18 protein-coding genes are annotated in these 22,329 nt (G+C 65.5%); 14 read left to right on the top strand and 4 right to left on the bottom strand.

All coding sequences use genetic code 11. The annotated features are described in order from the left end of the window. Positions 1–134: 134 nt before the first annotated feature. From DL891_RS01360 to DL891_RS01310, 10 genes are all read left to right on the top strand, one after another. The gene (locus DL891_RS01360) at positions 135–1,265 is read left to right on the top strand and encodes a mannose-1-phosphate guanylyltransferase (RefSeq protein ID WP_111718607.1); all 1,131 of its coding nucleotides are present in this window, start codon (positions 135–137) and stop codon (positions 1,263–1,265) included. Between the two features lie 61 nt (positions 1,266–1,326). Then, positions 1,327–2,421 (top strand): BMP family protein, encoded by a 1,095-nt coding sequence (locus tag DL891_RS01355; protein ID WP_111718606.1) that lies wholly within the window; start codon positions 1,327–1,329, stop codon positions 2,419–2,421. A gap of 196 nt (positions 2,422–2,617) precedes the next feature. Next, positions 2,618–3,727, top strand: a complete 1,110-nt coding sequence (locus DL891_RS01350; protein WP_111718605.1) for a BMP family protein — start codon at positions 2,618–2,620, stop codon at positions 3,725–3,727. 168 nt (positions 3,728–3,895) lie between these two features. Then, entirely contained in the window at positions 3,896–5,416 is a 1,521-nt protein-coding gene (locus tag DL891_RS01345) for an ABC transporter ATP-binding protein (RefSeq protein ID WP_111718604.1), read from the top strand. Then, positions 5,413–6,723 (top strand): ABC transporter permease, encoded by a 1,311-nt coding sequence (locus tag DL891_RS01340; RefSeq protein ID WP_232818947.1) that lies wholly within the window; start codon positions 5,413–5,415, stop codon positions 6,721–6,723. The genes DL891_RS01345 and DL891_RS01340 overlap by 4 nt, the downstream gene beginning before the upstream one ends. An 8-nt stretch (positions 6,724–6,731) precedes the next feature. Next, complete coding sequence (locus DL891_RS01335) at positions 6,732–8,009, top strand: ABC transporter permease (protein WP_232818946.1); 1,278 nt, start codon at positions 6,732–6,734, stop codon at positions 8,007–8,009. A gap of 96 nt (positions 8,010–8,105) precedes the next feature. Beyond that, positions 8,106–8,537: a cytidine deaminase gene (locus tag DL891_RS01330; RefSeq protein ID WP_111718602.1), complete on the top strand. Its 432-nt coding sequence runs from the start codon at positions 8,106–8,108 to the stop codon at positions 8,535–8,537. Positions 8,538–8,764: 227 nt separating this feature from the next. Continuing rightward, a complete protein-coding gene (locus DL891_RS01325; RefSeq protein WP_111718601.1) occupies positions 8,765–10,069 on the top strand; it encodes a thymidine phosphorylase in 1,305 nt (434 codons plus the stop codon). A gap of 179 nt (positions 10,070–10,248) precedes the next feature. Further along, positions 10,249–10,728, top strand: a complete 480-nt coding sequence (locus DL891_RS01315; RefSeq protein ID WP_157962347.1) for a GtrA family protein — start codon at positions 10,249–10,251, stop codon at positions 10,726–10,728. Then, positions 10,710–11,669 (top strand): glycosyltransferase family 2 protein, encoded by a 960-nt coding sequence (locus tag DL891_RS01310; protein WP_111718599.1) that lies wholly within the window; start codon positions 10,710–10,712, stop codon positions 11,667–11,669. The genes DL891_RS01315 and DL891_RS01310 overlap by 19 nt, the downstream gene beginning before the upstream one ends. A 38-nt stretch (positions 11,670–11,707) precedes the next feature. Here the strand turns inward: DL891_RS01310 and DL891_RS01305 are convergent, their stop codons facing one another. Together DL891_RS01305 and DL891_RS01300 are read right to left on the bottom strand one after the other, a co-directional pair. Beyond that, positions 11,708–13,750 carry a DUF6541 family protein gene (locus DL891_RS01305; RefSeq protein WP_111718598.1) on the bottom strand — a complete coding sequence of 681 codons (2,043 nt, stop codon included), beginning with the start codon at positions 13,748–13,750 and terminating at the stop codon, positions 11,708–11,710. Between the two features lie 64 nt (positions 13,751–13,814). Continuing rightward, positions 13,815–14,756 (bottom strand): nucleoside hydrolase, encoded by a 942-nt coding sequence (locus tag DL891_RS01300; protein WP_111718597.1) that lies wholly within the window; start codon positions 14,754–14,756, stop codon positions 13,815–13,817. Between the two features lie 102 nt (positions 14,757–14,858). Here DL891_RS01300 and DL891_RS01295 point away from each other — a divergent pair, with 102 nt between their 5' ends. The 3 genes from DL891_RS01295 to DL891_RS01285 all read left to right on the top strand — a co-directional run bounded on the left by DL891_RS01295 (position 14,859) and on the right by DL891_RS01285 (position 18,162). Continuing rightward, positions 14,859–16,028 carry an adenosine deaminase gene (locus tag DL891_RS01295; protein WP_111718596.1) on the top strand — a complete coding sequence of 390 codons (1,170 nt, stop codon included), beginning with the start codon at positions 14,859–14,861 and terminating at the stop codon, positions 16,026–16,028. 173 nt (positions 16,029–16,201) lie between these two features. Then, positions 16,202–17,389, top strand: coding sequence for an adenosylhomocysteinase (locus DL891_RS01290; protein ID WP_111718595.1), 1,188 nt, complete (start codon positions 16,202–16,204; stop codon positions 17,387–17,389). Beyond that, positions 17,386–18,162 (top strand): IclR family transcriptional regulator, encoded by a 777-nt coding sequence (locus tag DL891_RS01285; RefSeq protein WP_111718594.1) that lies wholly within the window; start codon positions 17,386–17,388, stop codon positions 18,160–18,162. Before DL891_RS01290 ends, DL891_RS01285 begins: the two co-directional genes overlap by 4 nt. A 49-nt stretch (positions 18,163–18,211) precedes the next feature. Here DL891_RS01285 and DL891_RS01280 read toward each other — a convergent pair whose 3' ends face one another. Next, complete coding sequence (locus tag DL891_RS01280; RefSeq protein WP_111718809.1) at positions 18,212–19,936, bottom strand: phospho-sugar mutase; 1,725 nt, start codon at positions 19,934–19,936, stop codon at positions 18,212–18,214. Beyond that, the gene (locus DL891_RS01275; RefSeq protein WP_111718593.1) at positions 19,936–20,769 is read right to left on the bottom strand and encodes a purine-nucleoside phosphorylase; all 834 of its coding nucleotides are present in this window, start codon (positions 20,767–20,769) and stop codon (positions 19,936–19,938) included. Before DL891_RS01275 ends, DL891_RS01280 begins: the two co-directional genes overlap by 1 nt. A 105-nt stretch (positions 20,770–20,874) precedes the next feature. On the opposite strand from DL891_RS01275, the gene DL891_RS01270 reads away from it, so the two are divergent. Then, complete coding sequence (locus DL891_RS01270; protein ID WP_111718592.1) at positions 20,875–22,314, top strand: NAD(P)H-quinone dehydrogenase; 1,440 nt, start codon at positions 20,875–20,877, stop codon at positions 22,312–22,314. Positions 22,315–22,329 lie beyond the last annotated feature (15 nt).

The raw sequence follows: 22,329 nt of genomic DNA, 5'->3' as shown, positions 1-22,329 counted from the left end.
TGAACCAGCACTCATGCGCACTATGCGTAAAAATACTCTACCGCTTTCGTCGATCGGGCTTCTCGTTCGGCACGCCGCCCGGGTCCGCGGCCTCGCTTCGGCCGGTTTCGGGGCCCGAGCGCTAGTCTCGAAGGATGACTCGAGCTCGCAGATCCGCAGCACCGATAGAAGGTTTCTACAGTGTGATCCCGGCCGGCGGCATCGGCTCCAGGCTGTGGCCGCTCTCCCGCGCCGGCGCTCCGAAGTTCTTGCACGACCTGACCGGAAGCGGCCAGACCCTGTTGCGAGACACCTGGGACCGGCTGGCCCCCGTGTCGGGCGAGCAGCGCATCATGGTGGTGACCGGCCGGGCGCACCGTGCCGCCGTGGAGGCCCAACTGCCGACGCTCGCCGACCAGAACGTTGTTCTCGAATCCGACCCGCGCGAATCGTCTGCGGCGATCGGACTGGCCGCTGCGATCCTGAGTAGGCGGGAACCCGGCGTCATCATCGGTTCTTTCGCCGCCGACCACGTGATCACCGACCAGACCGGCTTCAGGCACTGCGTGGAGGAGGCGGTGGTCGCCGCGCGTGCCGACTACATCGCCACCATCGGCATCAAACCGTCGGGCCCATCGGTGGGCTTCGGTTACATCCATGCCGGGGAGCCGCTGAACTGTGCCGGGGCGCCGCACGCCCTCACGGTGTCGGAATTCGTGGAGAAGCCGGATGCCCGAACCGCCGAACGATACCTGGCCAGCGGCAACTATCTCTGGAACGCCGGAATGTTCATTGCCCGGGCGGAGCGGCTTCTCGAGGAGTTGGCCCTCTCCCAACCCGAGTTGGCTGCCGGGGTGATCGAGCTCGCAGAAGCCTGGGACACGTCACGCCGCGGCATGGTCGTCGACGCGGTGTGGCCGAACCTCACCAAGATTGCGATCGACTACTCGGTGGCGGAACCCGCCGCCGCCGCCGGGAGGCTGGCCGTCGTTCCCGGCGACTTCGACTGGGACGACGTGGGAGACTTCGCCTCGATCGCGCGCCTTCACTCGGGCGGCCGCAAGTCGAATCTGGCGATCCTGGGAGCCGATGCCCGGGTGCTGGCCGACTCATCCAGCGGGATCGTCGTCTCCGAGGGGGGCCGCACAATCGCCCTCATCGGCGTGGACGACATCGTGGTGGTGGACACCCCCGACGCACTGCTGGTGACCACCGGAGCCAACGCCCAGAAGGTGAAGTCGGTCGTCGACGCGCTGCGACTCTCCGGGCGCGGCGACGTTCTGTAGCAGGACCGCCCGGCTCTCTCGCCCAACTGTCCCCGTGGTGGGTTCCCTCTAGACTCTTCCCATGCCCAAATCTGCGTTTCTTCGGCCCCTCGTCCTGCTCTCAGCCGCCGGCCTGCTCCTCGCGGGCTGTGCGAGTGCGCCCGACACTTCCACGGGGCCGTCACCGTCGGAAAGCGCGTCGGCGAACGCGGACTACTGTGCTCGCATGGTCACCAACTCCGGTGGCCTGCAAGACAGGTCGTTCAACCAGTCCAGTTGGGAGGGGCTGCAGAGCGCCGGTGAGAAGTACGGCATTGACGTGCAGGCCATCGTCTCCAAGACCGAAACGGATGTCGGCCCTAACGTCGAGCAGGCCGTCGCAACGGGATGCCAGTACGTGCTCACGGTCGGCTGGGAACTGGCCGATGCGACCCTTGCCCAGGCGACAGCCCACCCCGACGTGCATTTCTCCATCGTCGACGAGCAGGTCGACGCCCCGAACATCAAGCCGATCGTGTTCAACACGGCCGAGGCCTCGTATCTTGCAGGCTATCTGGCGGCGGGCGTCTCGAAGACCGGCATCGTGGCCACCTTCGGCGGCGACAACCAGCCGCCGGTGACCCTGTTCATGGACGGCTTCTCCGACGGCATCGACCAGTACAACCAGGTGCACGGCACCACCGTGAAACTGCTCGGCTGGAACAAGGCCAAGCAGGACGGCGAGTTCACCGGCGACTATGAGGACACCACCAAGGGCAAGGCGAAGGCGCAGGCCTTCCTGGATGCCGGGGCCGACGTGATTCTGCCGGTGGCCGGCCAGGTCGGTGAGGGGGCCGCCGCCGCAGTGGTCGACGCCGGTGGCGCGGCCAGCCTGATCTGGGTCGACAACGACGGCTTCGAGACGCTGCCGGCCGAGTTTCGGCCGATCGTCCTGACCAGTGTGTTGAAGAACACTCAGGATGCCGTGATCAGCATCGTCGGCGGCGACATCGACGGTGTCTTCGACAACAGCGCGTTCATCGGTACGCTCAAAAATGGTGGGGTGGAGATCGCGCCGTTCCACGATCGGGCCGACCTGGTCAGCACCGAACTGGCCGGCGAGATCGACCAGTTGCGCCAGCAGATCATTGACGGCGCCATCGTTGTCACATCGCCGAGCACCCCGAGTAGCAACTGAGTCCACGGCGACGGGAACGAGAGCATCGGGTTCGTCACGAAGTAATTCTCAACTGTCGTAGACTTCAGCGAGTTGGCGCGATTGTAACTGTTCGGTAGCGAAGTGAGAATGCTCACATGCGCAGGCAGTTCATTCGGTAGCGTCATACCTAATGACAGCCCTCGCACCATGCAGGGCCAGCACCTTGGAGGATATTTTGAGACTCACCACACGCAGGGCTGCGCTCGCGGGCCTGACCACGATGGCCATGGTTGGCATGTTGGCTGCCTGCGCATCCGCGCCCGACGCCGCACCTGCACCGTCTGCAAGCGGTGCAACCGAATCGCAAGCACCCGCGACCAACGCCGACTTCTTGGGCTGCATGGTCTCGGACTCGGGCGGGTTCGACGACAAGTCGTTCAACCAGTTGGGCTTCGAGGGGCTGAAGGAGGCCTCGGCCGCGCTCGGAACCCAGTTCAAGCAGGCTGAGTCCCAGTCAGACACCGACTTCGCACCCAACATCAACAACCTGATCGACCAGGGCTGCAACCTGATCGTCACGGTCGGCTTCAACCTGGCTGCAGCCACGGACGACGCGGCCAAGGCGAACAAGGACATCAACTTCGCGATCATCGACGACAACTCGATCGACCTGCCGAACGTCAAGCCGTTGGTCTATGACACCGCCCAGGCAGCATTCCTGGCCGGCTACGCAGCCGCGAGCTACTCGACCTCGAAGATCGTGGGAACGTTCGGTGGATTGCCGATCCCGCCCGTCACCATCTTCATGGATGGTTTCGTTGACGGAGTGAACTACTACAACGAGAAGAACAAAGACACCGTCGAGGTCAAGGGCTGGGATGTCAAATCCCAGAACGGCAGCTTCACCGGTGGCTTCGCCGCCGGAACCGACGCGAAGCAGGCAGCACAGACGCTGATCGACGCGGGTGCCGACGTGATCCTCCCAGTCGGCGGACCGATCTTCCTGAGCGCCGCCGAAGCGATTCGCGACGCCAGCAAGCCGATCGCCCTGATCGGTGTCGACGCTGACGTGTTCGAGACCAACCCGGAGAACTCCGACCTGTTCCTGACCTCGATCATGAAGGGCATCAAGCCCGGTGTTGAAGAAGTCACCAAGGCCGCGGCCGACGGCAAGTTCGACAGCACGCCGTATATCGGCACGCTGGAGAACGGTGGAGTGGGCATCGCGCCGTTCCACGACTACGAGTCGAAGATCAACCCGGATCTGCAGGCCGAGCTGTCCGCCATCACGGCAGACATCATCGCCGGCACGATCAAGGTCGAGTCGCCGTCGTCACCTAAGTAACAGGCACTGACATCGTTGTGTCGGGGAGACCAGCGCTCTGCTGGTCTCCCCGTCACACGTTATTTTTTCCCTGGCATCCTTCATTTTGAAGCGACACGTCGCTTCATGGCAACACAGCTCGTCGTGGCAACACAATGCGGTGCACGCCGAAAGGTAGATTGACTCAACATGAAGCTCGAACTTCGAGGCATTACCAAGCGATTTGGTTCTCTGGTCGCCAACGACAACATCAACCTGACGGTCAATCCCGGCGAGATCCACTGCCTTCTCGGCGAGAACGGTGCGGGCAAGTCCACCCTTATGAACGTGCTCTACGGGCTGTACCACGCCGAAGAGGGCGAGATCCTGCTCGATGACGTGGTGCAGGACTTCGCCGGTCCCGGCGACGCAATGGCTGCCGGAATCGGGATGGTGCACCAGCACTTCATGCTGATCCCCGTGTTCACCGTCGCCGAGAACGTGATGCTCGGCCACGAGGAGACCACCTTCGGCGGACGCCTCAACATGACGGCGACGCGCAAGACGGTTCGCGAACTCAGCGACCGGTTCGGTTTCGACCTCGACCCCGACGCGTTGGTCGAAGACCTGCCCGTGGGGGTGCAGCAACGGGTCGAGATCATCAAGGCGCTTTCCAAGAACGCCCAGGTGCTGGTCTTCGACGAGCCGACGGCCGTGTTGACGCCGCAGGAGACCGATGAGCTCATGCTGATCATGAAGCAGCTGCGCGACGCCGGTACCGCGATCGTGTTCATCACCCACAAACTGCGCGAAGTGCGCGAGGTCGCCGACCGCATCACGGTCATCCGATTGGGCAAGGTGGTGGGTGAGGCCGAACCCACCGCGACGAACGAGGAACTGGCATCGCTGATGGTCGGCCGCGCCGTCGACCTGATGATCGACAAGGGCCCGGCCGATCCCGGCGCACCGGCCCTCGTCGTGAAAGACCTGTCGGTGATAGACCACGTCGGCCAGATGGTGGTGAACCGGGTCTCGTTCGAGGTGCGAGCAGGCGAGATCCTGGCGATCGCCGGAGTCCAAGGCAACGGACAGACCGAGTTGACCGAGGCGATCATGGGCCTGCAGCAGCACGTCACCGGTGAGATCTCGCTCGACGGGAAGCCGCTGAACCGGCTGAGCGTCAACAAGGTGCTGAACTCCGGGGTGGGTTTTGTCCCGGAGGACCGCAACGTGGACGGGCTGGTCGGGGACTTCACCGTGGCCGAGAACCTCATGCTCGACCGCTCCGACGGGGAGCCGTTCGTGAAGTTCGGCAACCTGCAACTTGGCTACCTTGCGACCTTCGCCGAGGAGAAGGTCGAGCAGTTCGACATCCGGGCGCAGGGGATCCGTACGCTGGTCGGCCGGCTCTCCGGCGGAAACCAGCAGAAGGTCGTGCTCGCACGCGAGTTGAGTCGCGAATTGCGCCTGTTCGTCGCGGCACAGCCCACCCGGGGCCTTGACGTGGGTTCGATCGAGTTCGTTCACACCCAGATCGTGGCCGCCAGGGATGCCGGGGTGGCAGTCATCGTGGTCTCCACCGAACTCGACGAGGTCGCCGCACTGGCTGACCGCGTCGCGGTGATGTACCGCGGCGGAATCATCGGCATCGTTCCGGGAGATACTTCGAGAGACGTTCTCGGGCTGATGATGGCCGGAGAACATCACGACAGCCGAGGAGCAGTTGCATGACCGACCAACCGACCAACGAGCCGAACCCCGGACTGTCGAGCTCGGGCATGTCCGACACCGGGATCGCGCATCTGGAAGGGCCGTTGGTGTCCACGGGTCCGGTGGAACCGGAACCACCGTCGCGCTGGCGGGTCGCGATGAACGAGATCATGGGCGGGTCGATCATGATCTCGATCCTGTCAATCGTGCTCGCCATGGTTGCCGGAGCGATCCTGATCGCCGTGACCGACAAGACCGTACAGGCGACGGCGGGCTACTTCTTTGCCAAGCCCGGCGATATGCTCAACGCCGTCTGGCTCGCGGTGTCCGGGGCATACAGCTCGCTGTTCCAGGGCTCGGTCTACAACTTCCGTCGCGAGGGTTTCCTGAACGGCATCAAACCGTTCATGGACACTTTGAACTTCGCCACCCCGCTGATCATGGCCGGTCTCGGCATCGGCCTCGGCTTCCGGGTGGGCCTGTTCAACATCGGTGGCCGTGGCCAGATGCTGATTGCAATCGCGATCGCGGGCTGGATCGGCTTCGCGCTCGACCTGCCCGCGGGCATCCACATGATCGTTGCCGTGATCGGTGGTCTCATCGGCGGGGCGCTCTGGGGCGGCATCGTCGGCCTGCTCAAGGCGAAGACCGGGGCGCACGAGGTCATCACCACGATCATGTTGAACTTCGTGGCGTTCTATCTGGTCTCGTTCTTGCTGCGCACCCCCGGCGCACTGCAGGCGCCCGGGTCGAACAACCCGAAGTCGCCGCCGATGAAGGACACCGTGGTGTTCCCGCCTCTGTTCGGCGAGAGGTACAGCGTCAACCTGGGACTGGTCTTCGCGATCATCGCCGTCATCATCGTGTGGTGGATCCTCGAACGCTCCAGCCTCGGCTTCAAGTTCAAGGCGGTCGGGTACAACCCGAACGCCGCGCGGGTGGCAGGAATCAACGTCGGTGCGATGTTCATCTGGTCGATGGTGATCTCCGGCGCGCTGGTCGGGCTCGCCGGTGTCTCCCAGATTCTCGGCACAGTGACAACGGGCTTCAGCTCGGGAATCGACGCGGGGATCGGTTTCGACGCGATCACCGTGGCCCTGCTCGGCCGGTCGAAACCCTGGGGCATCTTCTGGGCCGCCATTCTGTTCGGAGCCTTCAAAGCGGGCGGATATGCGATGCAGGCCGCACAGGGCATTCCGATTGATATCGTGCTGGTCGTACAGTCGATGATTGTGCTGTTCATCGCGGCGCCACCTTTGGTGCGGGCGGTGTTCCACTTGCCCACCCCCGGCGTGTTCCGCAAGCGGACGAAGATTGAGGCAGTCTAATGAGCGCTGTGAGCCAGACATCAGGGGCCGGGGCCGACAAGATCGTCCTGGAGAAGGCCTTCGTCAAGAACTGGAAGGCGCCGATCTCCTTCGGCGTAGTCACCATCGTGGCACTACTGCTGTTCGTGCTGAACGGCAGGGAGGGCACCAGCTCGTTCAAGCTGACCGCCGATGCCACCGCCATCCAATTGCCGGTGATCCAGCTGCCGACGGTTGCCACGGGCATCGTTATCACGGTGCTGCTCGCGGGGCTGACCGCTTACAGCGCCTACCGCGTGCAGACCGAGCGCAAGACGCCGCTGTGGATCGTTGCGATCTTCGCGTTCCTCTTCCTGGTGGGCTTTCTGGCCTGGGCGGGAGCCGGCGCATCGATCCCGGTCTACGGACTGCTGCTGGGAACGGTCGCACTGAGCGCACCGCTGATCTTCGGCGCGCTCGGTGGTGTCATCTCGGAGCGCTCGGGGGTCGTCAACATTGCCATTGAAGGGCAGATGCTTGCCGGTGCCTTCGTCTCAGCCATGGTGGCCACCCTCACCGGCAATGCCTTCGCCGGGCTGTTCGGCGCCATGGTGGCCGGCATGCTGGTGTCGTTCGTGCTCGCCGCATTCGCGATCAAATATCTGGTCGACCAGATCATCGTCGGTGTTGTGCTCAACGTGCTGGTTCTCGGGCTGACAAGCTTCTTCTACTCGACGATCATGACGGCGAACCCGCAGATGTTCAACCAGCCGGCCCGGTTCCCCCGGATCGAGATCCCGGTGCTCAGCCAGATTCCGATCATCGGACCGTTGCTGTTCCAGCAGACAATCATCATCTACATCATGTACGTGACGGTCTTCGTCGTCTGGTACGGGCTCTTCCACACCCGCTGGGGGCTGCGCGTGCGGTCGGTGGGCGAGCACCCCCAGGCCGCGGACACGGTCGGAATCAAAGTGGGGGTCACCCGTTTCTGGAACGTGTCCCTGGCCGGTGCCGTGGCCGGAATGGGCGGTGCCTACTTCACTCTGGGCTCAGTCGGTGCGTTCAACAAGGAGATGACCGCAGGAGCGGGCTTCATCGCGTTGGCCGCTGTGATCTTCGGCCAGTGGGATCCGCTGAAGGCCACGATGGCGGCACTCCTGTTCGGGTTCGCCACGAACCTGCAGAGCGTGCTCGGCGTGATCGGCTCGCCCGTGCCGAGTGAGTTCATGCTGATGCTGCCGTACGTCGTCACGATCCTGGCTGTCGCCGGGTTCGTCGGAAAGTCGAGAGCGCCGGCAGCTGACGGCAAGCCGTATATCAAATAGCGACCTGTGGCGGGTGCCGGGCGCCCCGGCCTGTGCGAACAGGGTGGCTTTCGTCGGCGGTGGCAGTTGCGATGAAGGGCGGATACAGTCGAAAACATGAATGAAACCAATCAAGCCGCGCCCAGCGGCGAGATCGACTGGGGGGTGCTGCGTGCTGCGGCACTCTCGGCGGTCGAGAACGCCTACGTGCCGTATTCGAAGTTCCCGGTCGGGGTTGCCGCCCTGGTCACCGACGGTCGCATCATCTCCGGATGCAACGTGGAGAACGCGTCGTACGGGCTGACTCTCTGCGCGGAGTGCGGACTGGTCTCAACCCTGCACGCCACCGGCGGCGGGCAACTGGTGGCCTTCTCCTGCGTCGACGGGCACGGCAACACCCTGATGCCCTGCGGACGCTGCCGGCAGCTGTTGTTCGAGCACGCGGTTCCCGGCATGCAACTCGAGACCGTCTCGGGCATCCGTACCATCGAAGAGGTCATTCCCGACGCATTCGGACCGCGTACCCTGGCCGAGTATTCGGGCTCCTGAGCCGTGCTCCTGAGGATCCTCTCTGCGGCATCGGCCACCGGCGCCACTCAACACAATCGTCACTGAACACAATCGTCACTGAACACAATCGTCACTGAACACAATCGTCACTCAACACAAATCCCGTGTCACGCAAGTCCGACGCAACACAATGCCCACTCAGCACAAGGGCCAGCCAACACGATGCTCGTCCAGAAGTATGATCGCGCTACAGAAAGCAGTCACCGATGTCCTCCTCAGCCCTTGAAGCCTTCGACACTGTCGACCTGATCCACGCCAAGCGGGATGCGGCCGAACTGTCGACCGAGCAGATCTCGTGGATGATCGACGCCTACACGCGCGGGTTCATCGGAGACGAACAGATGGCTGCCATGACAATGGCGATCTTTCTGAATGGGATGAACCGGCGCGAGGTGCGTGACCTGACCATGGCCATGATCAGAAGCGGTGAGACGATGAGTTTTGCATCGCTCGGAAAACCGACCGTCGACAAGCACTCGACGGGCGGAGTGGGCGACAAGATCACGTTGCCCCTGATGCCGCTGGTGGCCTGCTTCGGCGTGGCCGTGCCGCAACTGTCCGGTCGTGGGCTCGGCCACACCGGGGGAACCCTCGACAAACTCGAGTCGATCTCGGGCTGGCGGGCGAACCTCACGAACCAGGAGATGTTCGACCAACTGGCTTCGATCGGCGGAGTCATCTGTGCGGCCGGTTCCGGGCTCGCCCCGGCCGACGGCAAACTGTATGCCCTGCGTGACATCACCGGCACGGTCGAATCGATCCCCCTGATTGCGTCGTCGATCATGAGCAAGAAGATCGCGGAAGGCACCGAGTCGCTGGTACTGGACGTGAAGTTCGGTTCCGGCGCATTCCTGAAAGACATCGATCGTTCCCGAGAACTGGCCCGTACGATGGTCGACCTCGGCAACGACGCCGGTGTCAAGACCCGGGCCCTTTTGACGAACATGAATGTGGTTCTCGGCCTCGCCATCGGCAATGCGAATGAGGTGCGCGAGTCGGTGGAGATCCTCGCCGGCGGCGGCCCCGCCGACGTTCGTGAGCTCACGGTTGCGCTTGCCCGGGAGATGCTGGCCCTGACGGGACAGCCCGACGCCGACGTGGAGGCGGCCCTCGACGACGGGCGGGCGATGGATACCTGGCGCGCCTTCATTCGCGCGCAGGACGGAGACCCGGATGCCGCGCTTCCGATCGCCCGCGAGACTCACGTGGTCACCGCCGACAGTGACGGCGTGCTCGTCGAGCAGCTGGCGCTACCCTTCGGTGTCGCGGCCTGGCGCCTGGGTGCGGGGCGCGCCCGCAAGCAGGACCCGGTGCAGCACGCGGTGGGGATCGACCTGCACGCCAAGCCGGGCGACACCGTGACGGCCGGGCAACCCCTGTTCACGCTGTCGGCAGACGAGCCGGCGCGGTTCGCGCGTGCGTTGGAGGCGTTGGAGGGGGCGTACCGCATCGGGAGCGCCTCCGAGAAGGTGCTCGACGGCGGCCCCCTGATCGCCGAACGCGTCGAGTAGCCCCCGCACCCCCACCCCCGCCACCTCCCACCCCCCGCTCCCACCCCACCCCCCCCCAACCCCAACCCCCCAACCCCACCCCCCCCCCACGCGCCGAGAGTGCAGCAGATGAGGTTATCGGCCGGCTATTGCCCCATCTACTCACCTCTCGGCGACGGATTATGAAAGGCGAAGACGCAATGCGCAGTGGCACAGAGGCCGATGCCGGCGCCGAGGTTCCCCTGCCGCCATCGAACGGGCTGGTTCGGCTGGTGAACCACAGTGCCACCAGGTACCTGCTCGCCGGCGGCGCGGCGTTCCTGGTCGACCTCGGCATACTCGCGTTGCTGAAACTGGTGTTGTTGTGGCCCCTCTGGCTGGCCACCGGCACCGCGTTCCTCGTCTCCTTCTTCTTCACCTACTCGATCCAACGAGTGTTCGCCTTCACGTCCCAGTCACCGCACGGCCAGGCCCTGGTGAGGTACGCGATCCTTGTTGCCTTCAACACCCTGGCGACGATCCTCATCGTGGGGTGGGTCAATGACTCACCAGTGGGGTGGGTTGGCGGTAAAGTCATCGCAACAGCGGTGACCACCGTGTGGAATTACTTCATCTACCGCTATTGGGTATTCGCCTCGGGTGAGGCAGGGACGAGAGACCAGTGTTCAACTCAGCCGTGATCGCCGCTGTCGTGCCGGCGTACAACGAGGCCGAAATGATCCTGACGGTGATCGACACCATGCCCGATTACGTGGACCACATCGTCATCGTCGACGACTGCAGCCCCGATGAGACGAGCACCGTGGTGCGCTCGAGCGCTGACCCTCGCGTGACACTGATCAGACACGAGCAGAACCTCGGTGTCGGAGGGGCGATCATCACCGGGCACCAGGCTGCGATGGCACTGGGCTCAGACGTGAACGTGGTGATGGCCGGCGACGCCCAGATGGATCCGCAGCATCTGCCCGCACTTCTGGATCACGTCACCCAGCTGGGCTACGGATTTGCCAAGGCGAACCGGTTCTTCTCACCGGAGTCGTTCCAAGGGATGCCCAGGCACCGCGTGATCGGTAACATCGTTCTCTCGTTCATGACCAAGCTGGCGTCCGGATATTGGCACTTGTTCGACCCGCAGAATGGCTACACCGCTATCCGAACCGAGGTGTTGAAGCGGGTGGACCTCAGCCGTGTGGCCCAGCGGTACAGCTTCGAGAACGACCTGCTCATCCATTTGAACATCTTGCAGGTCTCGGCCACTGACGTGCCCATCCCGGCTTTGTACGGCGCAGAGGTCTCAGGGATCAAACTGGGGCGGGTGATTCCGGAGATCATGGGCCTTCTCACGCGCGGATTCTGGCGACGAATCTGGTACCGCTATGTTCTCTGGTCGTTCTCCCCGATCGCTCTGCTTCTGGTGCTCGGCATCATTCTGTTCGGCTTCGGGCTTGTCGTCGCGATCTGGGTGGCCTTTCAGGTGGCGGGCTCCGTCGTCGCCACCGCGGCCACGGTGATGCTGGCCGCCTTGCCCCTGATGATCGGCACCCAGCTGTTGATCAGTGCCCTGCAGCTGGATATCCAGGCGAGCCCATCGACGCCCAACCTTGCGCCGTTCGCCGACTGACCAGGGGCTGCGCCTCGGGCCGTGTCACCGGCAGGCGGTCACTTCATGCAGGCGGTCACTTCATACAGTCGGGCATCGCCCTGCTCGTCGATGAGGGTGACGGCGTCGGAATCGGACAGGTCGGCCAGGCCGGGATACGGATGCGAACCGTTGTGCACCTCGTGGGGGCCGAAGTCGAGCACGAACCGCACACCGGTGCGCGCCAGCGCCGGACACACCTGCGGATCGCTTTTCGCCTGATTCAGGTGATCAACAATGGTGGTCATGTCCTGGTCGAGTTCGGTGTAGATGTGCGGGATGAGGGAATAGCGGTTCGCCAGCGCGAATGAGAGGGAGGTGCCGGTCCAGGGGCTCCCGACGATCACTGCATCGACGGGGACGTCTGCGTCCAGCCGCTCGAGCAACGTTTGTTCATCCAGTGACAGCAGCGGGGCGTGTTCGCCGATCCGATAGCTTCGCTCTGCCGATGCCGTCGCGGCCTGCATCGCGGCTCCCGTCTGGCTGGCAAGGGCCACGGCGGTGATCAGCGCCGCGCCGACGATCCAGGTGAGGGCGCGCGGGCGGATGCTGTTTCTGCGGGCTCCGTCAGCGCTGATCGGTGGGGGTGCCGGACGTGCACTGCCTGCCCCTGAGACGGCCTCGTCCCGGATGCTGTCGGAGCGGTTCGCGGAACGAATGCGGGCGCTGAGCGCCACGATCCATTCGATCAGCCACAGGCCGCCGACCGTCGCCAGGGGGAGTGCGACGACAGGCAGTAGCGCGGCCAGGCGAACGCTGTCGCTGTACCACGACCCTGTGAGGCCATACCGGAGAACCCCGACAGGAAAGCTGGCGCAGACGACATAGAGCCCGGCCATCACGATGAAGGACCAGACCAACCAGCCCTGCCTGCGCTGCACGACCAGCGCCACAAGACCGATGACCATCAGGATGCTGACAGCCCAGGCGACCGGTTTCCCCGCCGCCGAGTTCGACACGACTGACCACAGGGCATTCAGGACGGTGGAATTGGGCTTCCAGAACGCCTGTTCCGGGGTGGGGCGTGCGAGAAGGAGCAGAACAATCGCGGCGCTCACCCCCGCCGACCAGGCTGCCACCGTCGCCACGACGACCCGGGGCGAGGCATCGGCGGCTCGCAGCTCGCGGAAGTTGCGCACCGCGGCCACCACGGCGATCGGGAAGCTCACCGCGATCAACGCCATCAGCGAGCTCGGATGGGCCAGTGCGAGTGCGGGGACCAGCGCCAGGAGCGTCCACAGGGCCGCTGGCGCGCTGATCACCGGCTGCGCGCCCAGCCGCGCGACCACGATGACGGCGCCGAAGACGGCCGGCAACAACGAGATGGAGAGCACATTGGGGTAGAGCACCCCGAAGTCGAGCATCAGGAGGGGGAAACCTGCGAAGCCGGCGGCGAGCACAGCGGCGAGCAGCACGGCTACCGGTCGGGCCCCGACGATCACGCGCACAAGGAGCATGCAACTGAGCGGCCAGACGAACGCACCGAGAACGATGCTGACGATATTGATGGCGATCGGGATGGTGGTGCCCGTGGTCTGCACCACCAGCGCGGTGATGGCATGCCACAGGTCTGGATAGAAACCGGGGATCATCTGCTGGAACGGCGAGGCGCTGCCGCCGTCGACGATGAACCGCACCGCGTTCAGGTGGTAAACGTTGTCGAAGGTCTGGGAGATGTTCGACGGGGCGCCGAAGGCTTCGGCCAGCCTCGGCGCGATCAAGGCGGCCCCGATCAGCAACCCGATCAGCCCCACGACCAGGTCGCGTCGCCCGGCACCGCCGGCCATCACGTCAGGCCACCTGCGGCGCCAAAGCGCTCGTGCGCCCCGGGTGAGCGCGCACAGGGCGACCGTGCTGACCAGAACGGCGGCCGGTCCCCACCGGAAGGGCAGGATCTGGGCAGCCAGCACGGTCACCCCCACGATCGCAGCCGTGAACGGGGCAGCCCAGCCGATCAGGAGGATTCCGCGCGCGCCGAGGAGCCAGGAAAGCGCCAGCCCGGGAACGAAGACCACAGCCAGGGCCGCTCCGAGAACTCCGAGTTCGCCCAGCCACACGGTCACTGGTGACCGCCTCGGGGGGCGAGGCGGGCGCGGCCGGTGGCCACAAGCGATGGGATCATGCTGGTCAGGGGTTGCCGATCCTCTCCAGCGCGTCGATCACCAGAGCCCAGAACTTCTCCTGATCGAGGCCCACCGCTACCTGGGTGGTGCAGTCGGCAGGTGCGGGCAACCGAAAGTCGGCGACCGTCATCCCCAACGTCAGGGTGCCGGTGAGCTCAACGTCGAGAGGCGCGCGGCGAACCTGCAAGACAGACGGGTCGATCACGAAGGCGACCGCGCACGGGTCGTGCACCGGCGGCGCATCAAATCCCTGGGCCACTTTGTAGGTGCGGCCGAAGAACTCCAGCAGCTCCAGCACGAATTGGCCGGGCTTCGTGCCGACGGCGGCGACAGCGGCCACGACATCGGGGGTGGCGAGGGCCTGGTGGGTGACATCCAGGCCCACCATCGTCAACGGCCACTTCTCGTTGAACACGATGTGGGCCGCCTCGGGGTCGATCACGATATTGAACTCCGCGGCCGCGCTCCAGTTGCCGACGCTGTAGCCACCCCCCATGAGTACGACCTCTTTGACTCGCTCGACGATGCGGGGCTCGCGCCGGGCGGCCATTGCAATGTTGGTCAGACCTCCGGTCGGGACCAGAGTGATCTCGCCAACCTCGTGGGCCATGATGGTGTCAATGATCAGGTCGACCGCATGACGGGGATCCAACGGCATCGTCGGTTCGGGCAGAACGGGGCCGTCCATGCCGGAGTCGCCGTGGATCGACGGTGCGGTCTCGACCTCGCGCACCAGCGGGCGGTGCATGCCCGCGGCGAACGGAACCCCGGTGATGCCGGCGATCTCGGCGACGGCGAGGGCGTTGCGAGTCACCTTGTCCAACGTCTGGTTGCCGACCACGGTGGTGACGGCGACCAGTTCGATCTCGGGGTTCCCGTGGGCGAGCAGCAGCGCGATGGCATCGTCGTGACCCGGGTCACAGTCCAGGATGATCTTCTTCGGCATTCCTCAAATGTAGCGGCAGACGGGATCAGAGACGGTGCGCACCCGCATCCCGGGCAACTGCCGCTGTTGCTCGTTGCGCGGTGCCGGTAGGTTTGGACTGGCATGCCGGCACCGGCGCCGGCGGTCGAGGAGGATGTTGTGGCACTGACAGATGTGAACTATCTGCTGGCGAGTGGGGCGAGCATTCGAGATCTTCCCAAAATCTCCCTGCACGACCACCTCGACGGCGGCCTCAGGCCGCAGACGATCATCGAACTCGCCGACGGGGTCGGCTATGAGCTACCCGAGACGGAGCCCCAGGCGCTCGCCGGGTGGTTCGCCGAGCGATCCGACTCGGGGTCGTTGCTCGAGTACCTGAAGACGTTCGAGGTGACGTGCGCCGTGATGCAGACCCGGGAGGGGTTGGTGCGGTGCGCCCGCGAATATGTGAATGACCTGGTGGCCGACGGCGTGATCTACGGCGAGGTGCGCTGGGCTCCGGAACAGCACCTGGAGCGGGGCCTGAGTCTCGACGACGCGGTCCACGCAGTGCAGGAGGGGATCGACGAGGGGGTCGACGACGCGGCGCACCTGGGCCGGGACATCCGCGTCGGCCAACTCCTGTCGGCGATGCGCCAGGGCGATCGTGCGAGAGATATCGCCGAACTTGCGGTGCGTCATCGGTTGGACGGTGTGGTCGGATTCGACGTTGCCGGTCCGGAAGACGGCTTTCCGGCGAGCCTCATGGCAGGCACGTTCGACTATCTGGCGCTGCAATATCTTCCCGTCACCGTGCATGCCGGGGAGGCAGCCGGGATCGACAGCATCCGCTCCGCCCTCTTCGACGGGCGGGCGCTCAGGCTCGGGCACGGGGTGCGCATCGCCGAGGACATGGAGGTCGACAGCGAGGATGCCGATACGATGTACGTCACAGTCGGACCTGTCGCGCAATGGGTGAAGGACCGGCGTATCGCGCTGGAGCTGAGCCCGACCTCGAACCTGCAGACCGGGGCGATCGCGGCGTGGGGGAGTGAGATCGAGAAACACCCGTTCGACCTGCTCTACCAACTCGGGTTCGCCGTCACGGTCAATACGGACAACCGACTCATGAGCAACACCACTTTGAGCAGGGAGTTGTCGATACTGGCGGATGCCTTCAGTTACGACGTGTCCGACCTCGAGGTGTTCCAGCAGAATGCGGCGGCGGCGGCGTTCCTGCCGCTGGAAGACCGCGAGGAGCTGGCCGACCAGATCGCGCACGGCTTCGACCAGGGGCTCGACGCCGGCGACTGAGCAACCCGGCGGCGGTATCACTGACCCGTCGTCGCAGCACTCGTGTCGCAGCACTCGTGTCAAGGCACCCGCGTTGCCGCACCCGCGTTGCCGGGGAGTTTGCGGGGCGCCAATCGTGGCCGCGTCAGAGGTTTTATATACAAAACTCTCGTTTACCTGAGTAAACTCGATGCATGGTACTCACTGGCGACACCCTGGTTCAGCACGGGGAACGACGGCTTGACTGGATCCGCTCGCGAATGCGCCTACTGGCCGCGATCAAGGACGAGTTCGCCGAGAGCAGACCCTTTCGCCGCCTGCGGATCGGAGTGGCCATCCACCTCGACCCGAAGACGGCCGTGCTGCTCGAGGTGCTTGCCGCCGGTGGCGCCGAAATCGTCGCCACCGGAAACCACGGCTCGACCCAGGATGACATCGTCGCCGTGCTGCGCAGCCAGGGCATGACGATCTACGGGGCGCGTGACGACACGGCCGAGCAGCACGCCGAGAACCTCACGCACGTGTTGGCATTGCAGCCCGACATCATCCTGGACAACGGCGGCGACCTGATTGCGCAGGGTGTGCGCGACGGCACCACCGCACGAATCATCGGCGCCACCGAGGAGACCACCTCCGGGGGAGATCGGCTGCGCGGTGAGCTCGCTGGCCGAGTGCCGTACCCGGTCATCGTGATCAACGACAGCCCGCTCAAGCAGATCGGCGAGAACAAACACGCCGTGGGACAGTCGGTGGTGGAGAGTTTCATGCGCATCACCAACCTGATGGTGCCCGGGCGCCGATTCGTCGTAATCGGCTACGGCTGGTGCGGACGCGGTGTCGCCCAGTACCTTCGCGCGCTCGGGGGCCGGGTGGCTGTGGTGGAACGCGATGAGCTGAAGGCATTCGAAGCAGCGATGGACGGATTCCGTGTGGGCGCGACGAGTGATCTGGCGGGGTGGGGAGAAGTCTTCATCACCGCAACGGGGAGGCCGAACGTCTTGGGGCCAGAGGACTTCGCCCGGATGGAGTCCGGGGCCGTTCTCGCGAACTGCGGCCATTTTGCGTGGGAGATCGATGTGTCGGCGCTGACCGCGCACGCCGAGCGGGTACGAGAGGTCGACGACGGGATCGAACAGGTCGAGTTCGCCGACGGGCGGTACCTGACATTGATTGCCGGTGGTCGAATGTTCAACCTGGCGGGCCGGGAGCCCAAGGGCAACTCGCTCGAGTCGATGGATCTCGGCTTCCTGTTGCAGGCGATGTCGCTTGAGCGAGTGGCGAGGCGGCCGGCGGAACTCACCGCGGGTGCGCATCCGGTTCCTGATGATCTCAACCGTGAGATCGCGAGGCGGATGCTCGCCACCATGCAGGTGGATCGGTGAGCGCCACCGCACCCGATTACTCGGTGCCGGCGCTGGACAAGGCGTTGGACATCCTGGAGCTTCTGGCGGGACAATCCGGTGGCCTGGCCCAGGGAGAGATCGCGGAACGGGTCGAGCGCTCCGCCAGCCAGATCTTCCGGGTGCTGCAGACGTTGCAGGCCAGGGGGTACATCTATCGGCATCCCCAGTCCGGCCTGTATTCGTTGTCGCTCCGAATGTTCGATCTGGCCCACCGGCACCACGGGGTGCGGGGCCTGATCCTGGCCGCGCAGTATCCGATGCGCCTTCTGGCCGACCGGGTGCGGCAATCATGCAACCTCGGGATGCTCGAGGCGGGACGGGTTCTGATCCTCGCCCAGGTCGAGAGTCCCGCCGATTTCGGATTCCACGTCCGTGTGGGTGCCACGTTTCCGATCGACACCACCGCGACCGGGGCGCTGTTGATGGCGCACCAGGACGACGATGTGCGCGACGCGTGGCTCGCGTCCCTGCAACCGCGTGCCGGCCGGGCCATGGCCGAACGGCTCGACACCATCCGCGAGCACGGGTTCGAGCGCGCCGATGACAGTATCCAGCCCGGTGTCACCGACCTGGTCTACCCGGTCTTCGGCCCGGATAGACGAGTGTCCGCGGCCCTGACGGTGCCCTACATCTCGACGAGTTTCAGCAGCGGACGGCTGAACGACGCCGAAGAGCATGCCCGGTCGGCCGCCGCGTCGATCACGGCAGGGCTCGGGGGTGCGGCAGGGCTCGGGGGTGCGGCAGCCCGGTGAGGCCTCCCGGCGCCGGTTCGACAACTGCCGGCGCGACCGCCGGCTGGCCTCAACCGATCAGCAGGGTCATCCCCTCGGCCAGAGCCGACACGCGGCCCGTCGCTGACGCCCGGCGCTCGGCGACGCTGCCCTCGGTCGAGGACGCATCGATGTAGATCTTGAGCTTGGGCTCGGTGCCGCTGGGTCGCACCATGACGCGCGACCCGTCAGCAAGCCGGATGCGCAGAACGTCGCTGGGCGCGAGATCACCGAACCCGCCCAACAGGTCGTCGATCCGCTCCACGGGCACGCCACCGATCTTTGTCGGCGGGCTCTCACGCAACAACGCCATCACGCGCGCAATGTCGGCCAGGTCGGTCACCCGGATCGAGATCTGGTCTGATGCGAAGTGCCCGAACCGCGCGGTGAACTCATCCAGCCGGTCGGCGATCGTCGACCCGCGTGTCTTGAGCTCGGAGGCCAGGGACAAGAACGCGAGTGCCGCCGAGATGCCGTCCTTGTCTCGCACCGTGCCGGGGTTGACCAGATAGCCGAGGGCCTCCTCGTAGCCGTAGAGGATGCCCGGAACCCGGCTCACCCATTTGAACCCGGTGAGCGTTTCGACGAAGTCGAGACCGTAGTCGCCGGCGACGGCACGCAACGCGGGGGAGGAGACGATCGTGCACACCAGGGTGCCGCCGATCCCGGCCGCACGCGCATGTTCGGCCGCCTGCCAGCCGAGCAGGTACCCCACCTCGTTTCCGCTCAGCCGGCGCCAACCGCCTTCGGAGCCTGGACCGGCAGAGGGGATCGCCACGGCCAGCCGGTCGGCATCGGGGTCGTTGGCGATGACGATCTCGGCCCCCACCTCCCGGGCCCTCGCGAACGCCAGATCCATCGCGCCCGGCTCCTCGGGGTTCGGGAAGGCAACCGTCGGGAACGCGGCATCGGGTGCGATCTGCTCGGCCACGCATGCTGGTGCGTCGAAGCCGGCATTCTGGAAGACCCGCTGTGCAGTCTCCCAACCGACCCCATGCATCGCGGTGTACACCGAGGAGACCTGCGCCTCGGGGCGGGGCACATCCGCGACGGTGGCGATGATGTAGGAGTCGACCACCTCGTCGGTGGCGACCTGATAGTCGGTGCGGCGAGGTGCGTCGAGCACACTGCGCTCGGCAGCGAACCGCAGAATGTGCGCGGCGATCTCCCCATCAGCGGGGGCCACGATCTGGGAGCCCTGATGTGCCCCGCCCAGGTACACCTTGTAGCCGTTGTCGCGCGGGGGGTTGTGTGAGGCGGTGACCATCACGCCGGCGCTCACATCGAAGTGACGCACCGCGAACGCGAGCACCGGGGTCGGCAGCAGCCTGGGCAACAGGATGGCGCGCACGCCCGCCCCTGCCATGATCTCGGCGCTGTCGCGGGCGAAGACATCCGAGTTGGTGCGGCCGTCATAGCCGATCACAACCGATGGGGTCACACCCGGTTGTGCCTTCTCCAACAGGTAGGCGGCGAGGCCTGCCGCGGCCTGGGCAACGAGCACCCGGTTCATCCGGTTGGAGCCTGCACCGATCTCGCCGCGGAGCCCGGCGGTGCCGAACTCAAGCCGGGTGTCGAAGCGGGAGTGCAGTTCGGCCAGGGCGCCTGCCGCTGCCTCCGGGGTGACTGATCCCTCACCGGTGCCGGATGCCTGATCGATCAGCGCGGCGAGTTCGTGGCGGGTGACCGCGTCGGGATCCTGGGCGAGCCAGGCGCGCGCCGACTCGAGCACGCCGTCCGTGGCGTCAGCGACCATCACAGCGCCGCCACGATGTCGGCGAGCAGCCGGCTGATCACCGGTTCGGCGGTCTTCCCCGCCTCGATGACCTCGTCGTGGCTGAGCGGGGTCGGTGAGATCCCCGCGGCGAGATTGGTGATCAGGGACAGTCCCAGCACTTCCATGCCGGCTTGGCGGGCCGCGATCGCCTCGAGCGCCGTCGACATCCCGACGATGTGGCCGCCGAGGGTCTTCACCATCTGCACCTCTGCCGGGGTTTCGTAGTGCGGCCCGCGGAACTGCACATACACTCCCTGGTCGAGATCGCCCCGGACGCCGAGGGCGACGTGCCTCAGGCGCTTCGAGTACAGGTCGGTCAGGTCGACGAAGGTCGCCCCCTCCAGCGGGGAATCAGCGGTGAGGTTGATGTGGTCGCTGATGAGAACCGGCGTGCCCGGCGTCCAATGGTCTTTGATGCCGCCCGCGCCGTTGGTGAGGATCATCGTCTTCGCGCCGGTCGCGGCCGCCGTACGCACACTGTGCACGACCCGGCGAACCCCGTGGCCCTCGTAGTAATGCGTACGGGCGCCGATCACCAGTGCGCGCTTACCACTGGGCAACAGAATCGAGCGGAGCAGGCCACCGTGGCCAACCAGTGCCGGGGCGCTGAACCCTTCGATCTCCTGCGCCGGGAACGACGCCGTGGTCTCACCGATCAGGTCTGCTGCGCTGCCCCAGCCGCTGCCCAGGGTGAGGGCGATATCGTGCCGGGCGACGCCGGTTCGTTCGGCGATCTGGGCGGCCGCCGTCTGGGCAATCGCAAACGGGTCGACGTCGTTCTGGTCGAGGGGATTCACTGAGGACTCGGACATTGCTCCACTCTATGACAGGCGGGGCACCACCCGACGGGTTCGTTGGCCCCGAGGATGGCACCGGCCCGGTTTGGCGGGCACCGGCCGCTGCGCGAGAATGAAGCAATGACCTATGAGTTCGAGCGCAAACAACGCATTGCCATCCTGGGTGGCGGCCCCGGGGGCTACGAGGCGGCATTGGCCGGCGCCCAATTGGGGGCCGACGTCACCTTGGTCGAACGGGCGGGGATCGGCGGTTCAGCGGTGCTCACCGATGTGGTTCCCTCGAAGTCGCTGATCGCCACCGCGGTGGCCGCGAATGCCATCAACGATGCCACGGACCTGGGGGTGCAGTTCTTCCTGCGCGGTCACGAGTCGGGTGCTCCGGTGCGGCCCGAGATCGCGGTCAACCTGACAGCGGTCAACAACAGGTTGCTGCGGCTCGCCGACCAGCAGTCCGAAGACATGAAGGCGGAGTTGAAGTCGGCAGGCGTGCGCCTGATCCAGGGTGAGGGCCGGCTCGACGGCACCAGTGGCATCATCGTCTCCACCGCCCCGGGCACAAAGGGCACCGACTTCGATCGGGTGGAGGCCGACACCCTGGTCGTCTCGGTGGGGGCCACCCCGCGCATTCTCGACTCCGCAGTCCCCGACGGGGAGCGCATCCTCACCTGGACCCAGCTCTACAGCCTGCGGAGCACCCCCGAACACCTGATCGTGGTCGGCAGTGGTGTGACCGGTGCCGAATTCGCGTCGGCCTATCGGGCACTCGGCTCCGAGGTCACCCTGATCTCCAGTCGCGACCAGGTGCTGCCCGGTGAAGACGCCGATGCAGCGGTCGTGATCGAGAACGTCTTCACGCGCCACGGCATGAATGTGCTGTCCAAGTCGCGGGCCGATTCGGTTGTTCGCACCGAAACGGGAGTGTTGGCGACCCTGTCCGATGGTCGTACCGTCGAAGGCAGCCACTGTCTGATGGCCGTCGGCTCCGTTCCGAACACGGCCGACATCGGCCTGGCCGAGGCGGGTGTGCAGATGACGGAATCCGGACACATCCGGGTGAACCGCGTGGCGCGCACCAGCATGCCGAACGTCTATGCCGCCGGTGACTGCACGACCAGCCTGCCGTTGGCCTCCGTCGCCTCCATGCAGGGCCGTGCGGCCATGTTCCACGCGATGGGCGACGCGGTCATCCCGATCGACCTGCGCAACGTCGCGGCGAACATCTTCACGCAGCCCGAGATCGCGACGGTCGGCTGGTCGCAGAAGCAGATCGAGGCCGGGGAGGTCGACGGGCAGATCCATAAGCTCGAGCTGTCGAAGAACCCGCGCGCGAAGATGATGGGCATCACCGATGGTTTCGTCAAGCTTTTCGCCAGCACGGGCAGCGGCACGGTGATCGGGGGCGTGATCGTGGCGCCGAACGCGAGTGAGCTGATCTATCCGCTCGCCCTCGCGGTCAACCGGCGCATGACCGTCGACCAGGTCGCCCGCACCTTCTCGGTGTATCCGTCGCTGACCGGGTCACTCGCGGATGCCGCCCGGGCGATGCACGTGGTGCGGTAACCGCCTACCGCCTTC

Origin of the sequence: Homoserinimonas sp. OAct 916, assembly GCF_003260275.1 — a bacterium.
In the GTDB taxonomy this organism is placed as follows: Bacteria; Actinomycetota; Actinomycetes; order Actinomycetales; family Microbacteriaceae; genus OACT-916.
The sequence above is the reverse complement of the archived record's forward strand: the minus strand, read 5'-3'. Positions and strand labels throughout refer to the sequence as shown.

What these genes read in the sequence shown, in the direction of transcription:
- DL891_RS01360 (WP_111718607.1), top strand. Translation starts at nt 135, where the DNA reads ATGACTCGAGCTCGCAGATCCGCAGCACCGATAGAAGGTTTCTACAGT.
- DL891_RS01355 (WP_111718606.1), top strand. Translation starts at nt 1,327, where the DNA reads ATGCCCAAATCTGCGTTTCTTCGGCCCCTCGTCCTGCTCTCAGCCGCC.
- DL891_RS01345 (WP_111718604.1), top strand. Translation starts at nt 3,896, where the DNA reads ATGAAGCTCGAACTTCGAGGCATTACCAAGCGATTTGGTTCTCTGGTC.
- DL891_RS01340 (WP_232818947.1), top strand. Translation starts at nt 5,413, where the DNA reads ATGACCGACCAACCGACCAACGAGCCGAACCCCGGACTGTCGAGCTCG.
- DL891_RS01330 (WP_111718602.1), top strand. Translation starts at nt 8,106, where the DNA reads ATGAATGAAACCAATCAAGCCGCGCCCAGCGGCGAGATCGACTGGGGG.
- DL891_RS01325 (WP_111718601.1), top strand. Translation starts at nt 8,765, where the DNA reads ATGTCCTCCTCAGCCCTTGAAGCCTTCGACACTGTCGACCTGATCCAC.
- DL891_RS01315 (WP_157962347.1), top strand. Translation starts at nt 10,249, where the DNA reads ATGCGCAGTGGCACAGAGGCCGATGCCGGCGCCGAGGTTCCCCTGCCG.
- DL891_RS01300 (WP_111718597.1), bottom strand. Translation starts at nt 14,756, where the DNA reads ATGCCGAAGAAGATCATCCTGGACTGTGACCCGGGTCACGACGATGCC.
- DL891_RS01295 (WP_111718596.1), top strand. Translation starts at nt 14,859, where the DNA reads ATGCCGGCACCGGCGCCGGCGGTCGAGGAGGATGTTGTGGCACTGACA.
- DL891_RS01290 (WP_111718595.1), top strand. Translation starts at nt 16,202, where the DNA reads ATGGTACTCACTGGCGACACCCTGGTTCAGCACGGGGAACGACGGCTT.
- DL891_RS01280 (WP_111718809.1), bottom strand. Translation starts at nt 19,936, where the DNA reads ATGGTCGCTGACGCCACGGACGGCGTGCTCGAGTCGGCGCGCGCCTGG.
- DL891_RS01275 (WP_111718593.1), bottom strand. Translation starts at nt 20,769, where the DNA reads ATGTCCGAGTCCTCAGTGAATCCCCTCGACCAGAACGACGTCGACCCG.
- DL891_RS01270 (WP_111718592.1), top strand. Translation starts at nt 20,875, where the DNA reads ATGACCTATGAGTTCGAGCGCAAACAACGCATTGCCATCCTGGGTGGC.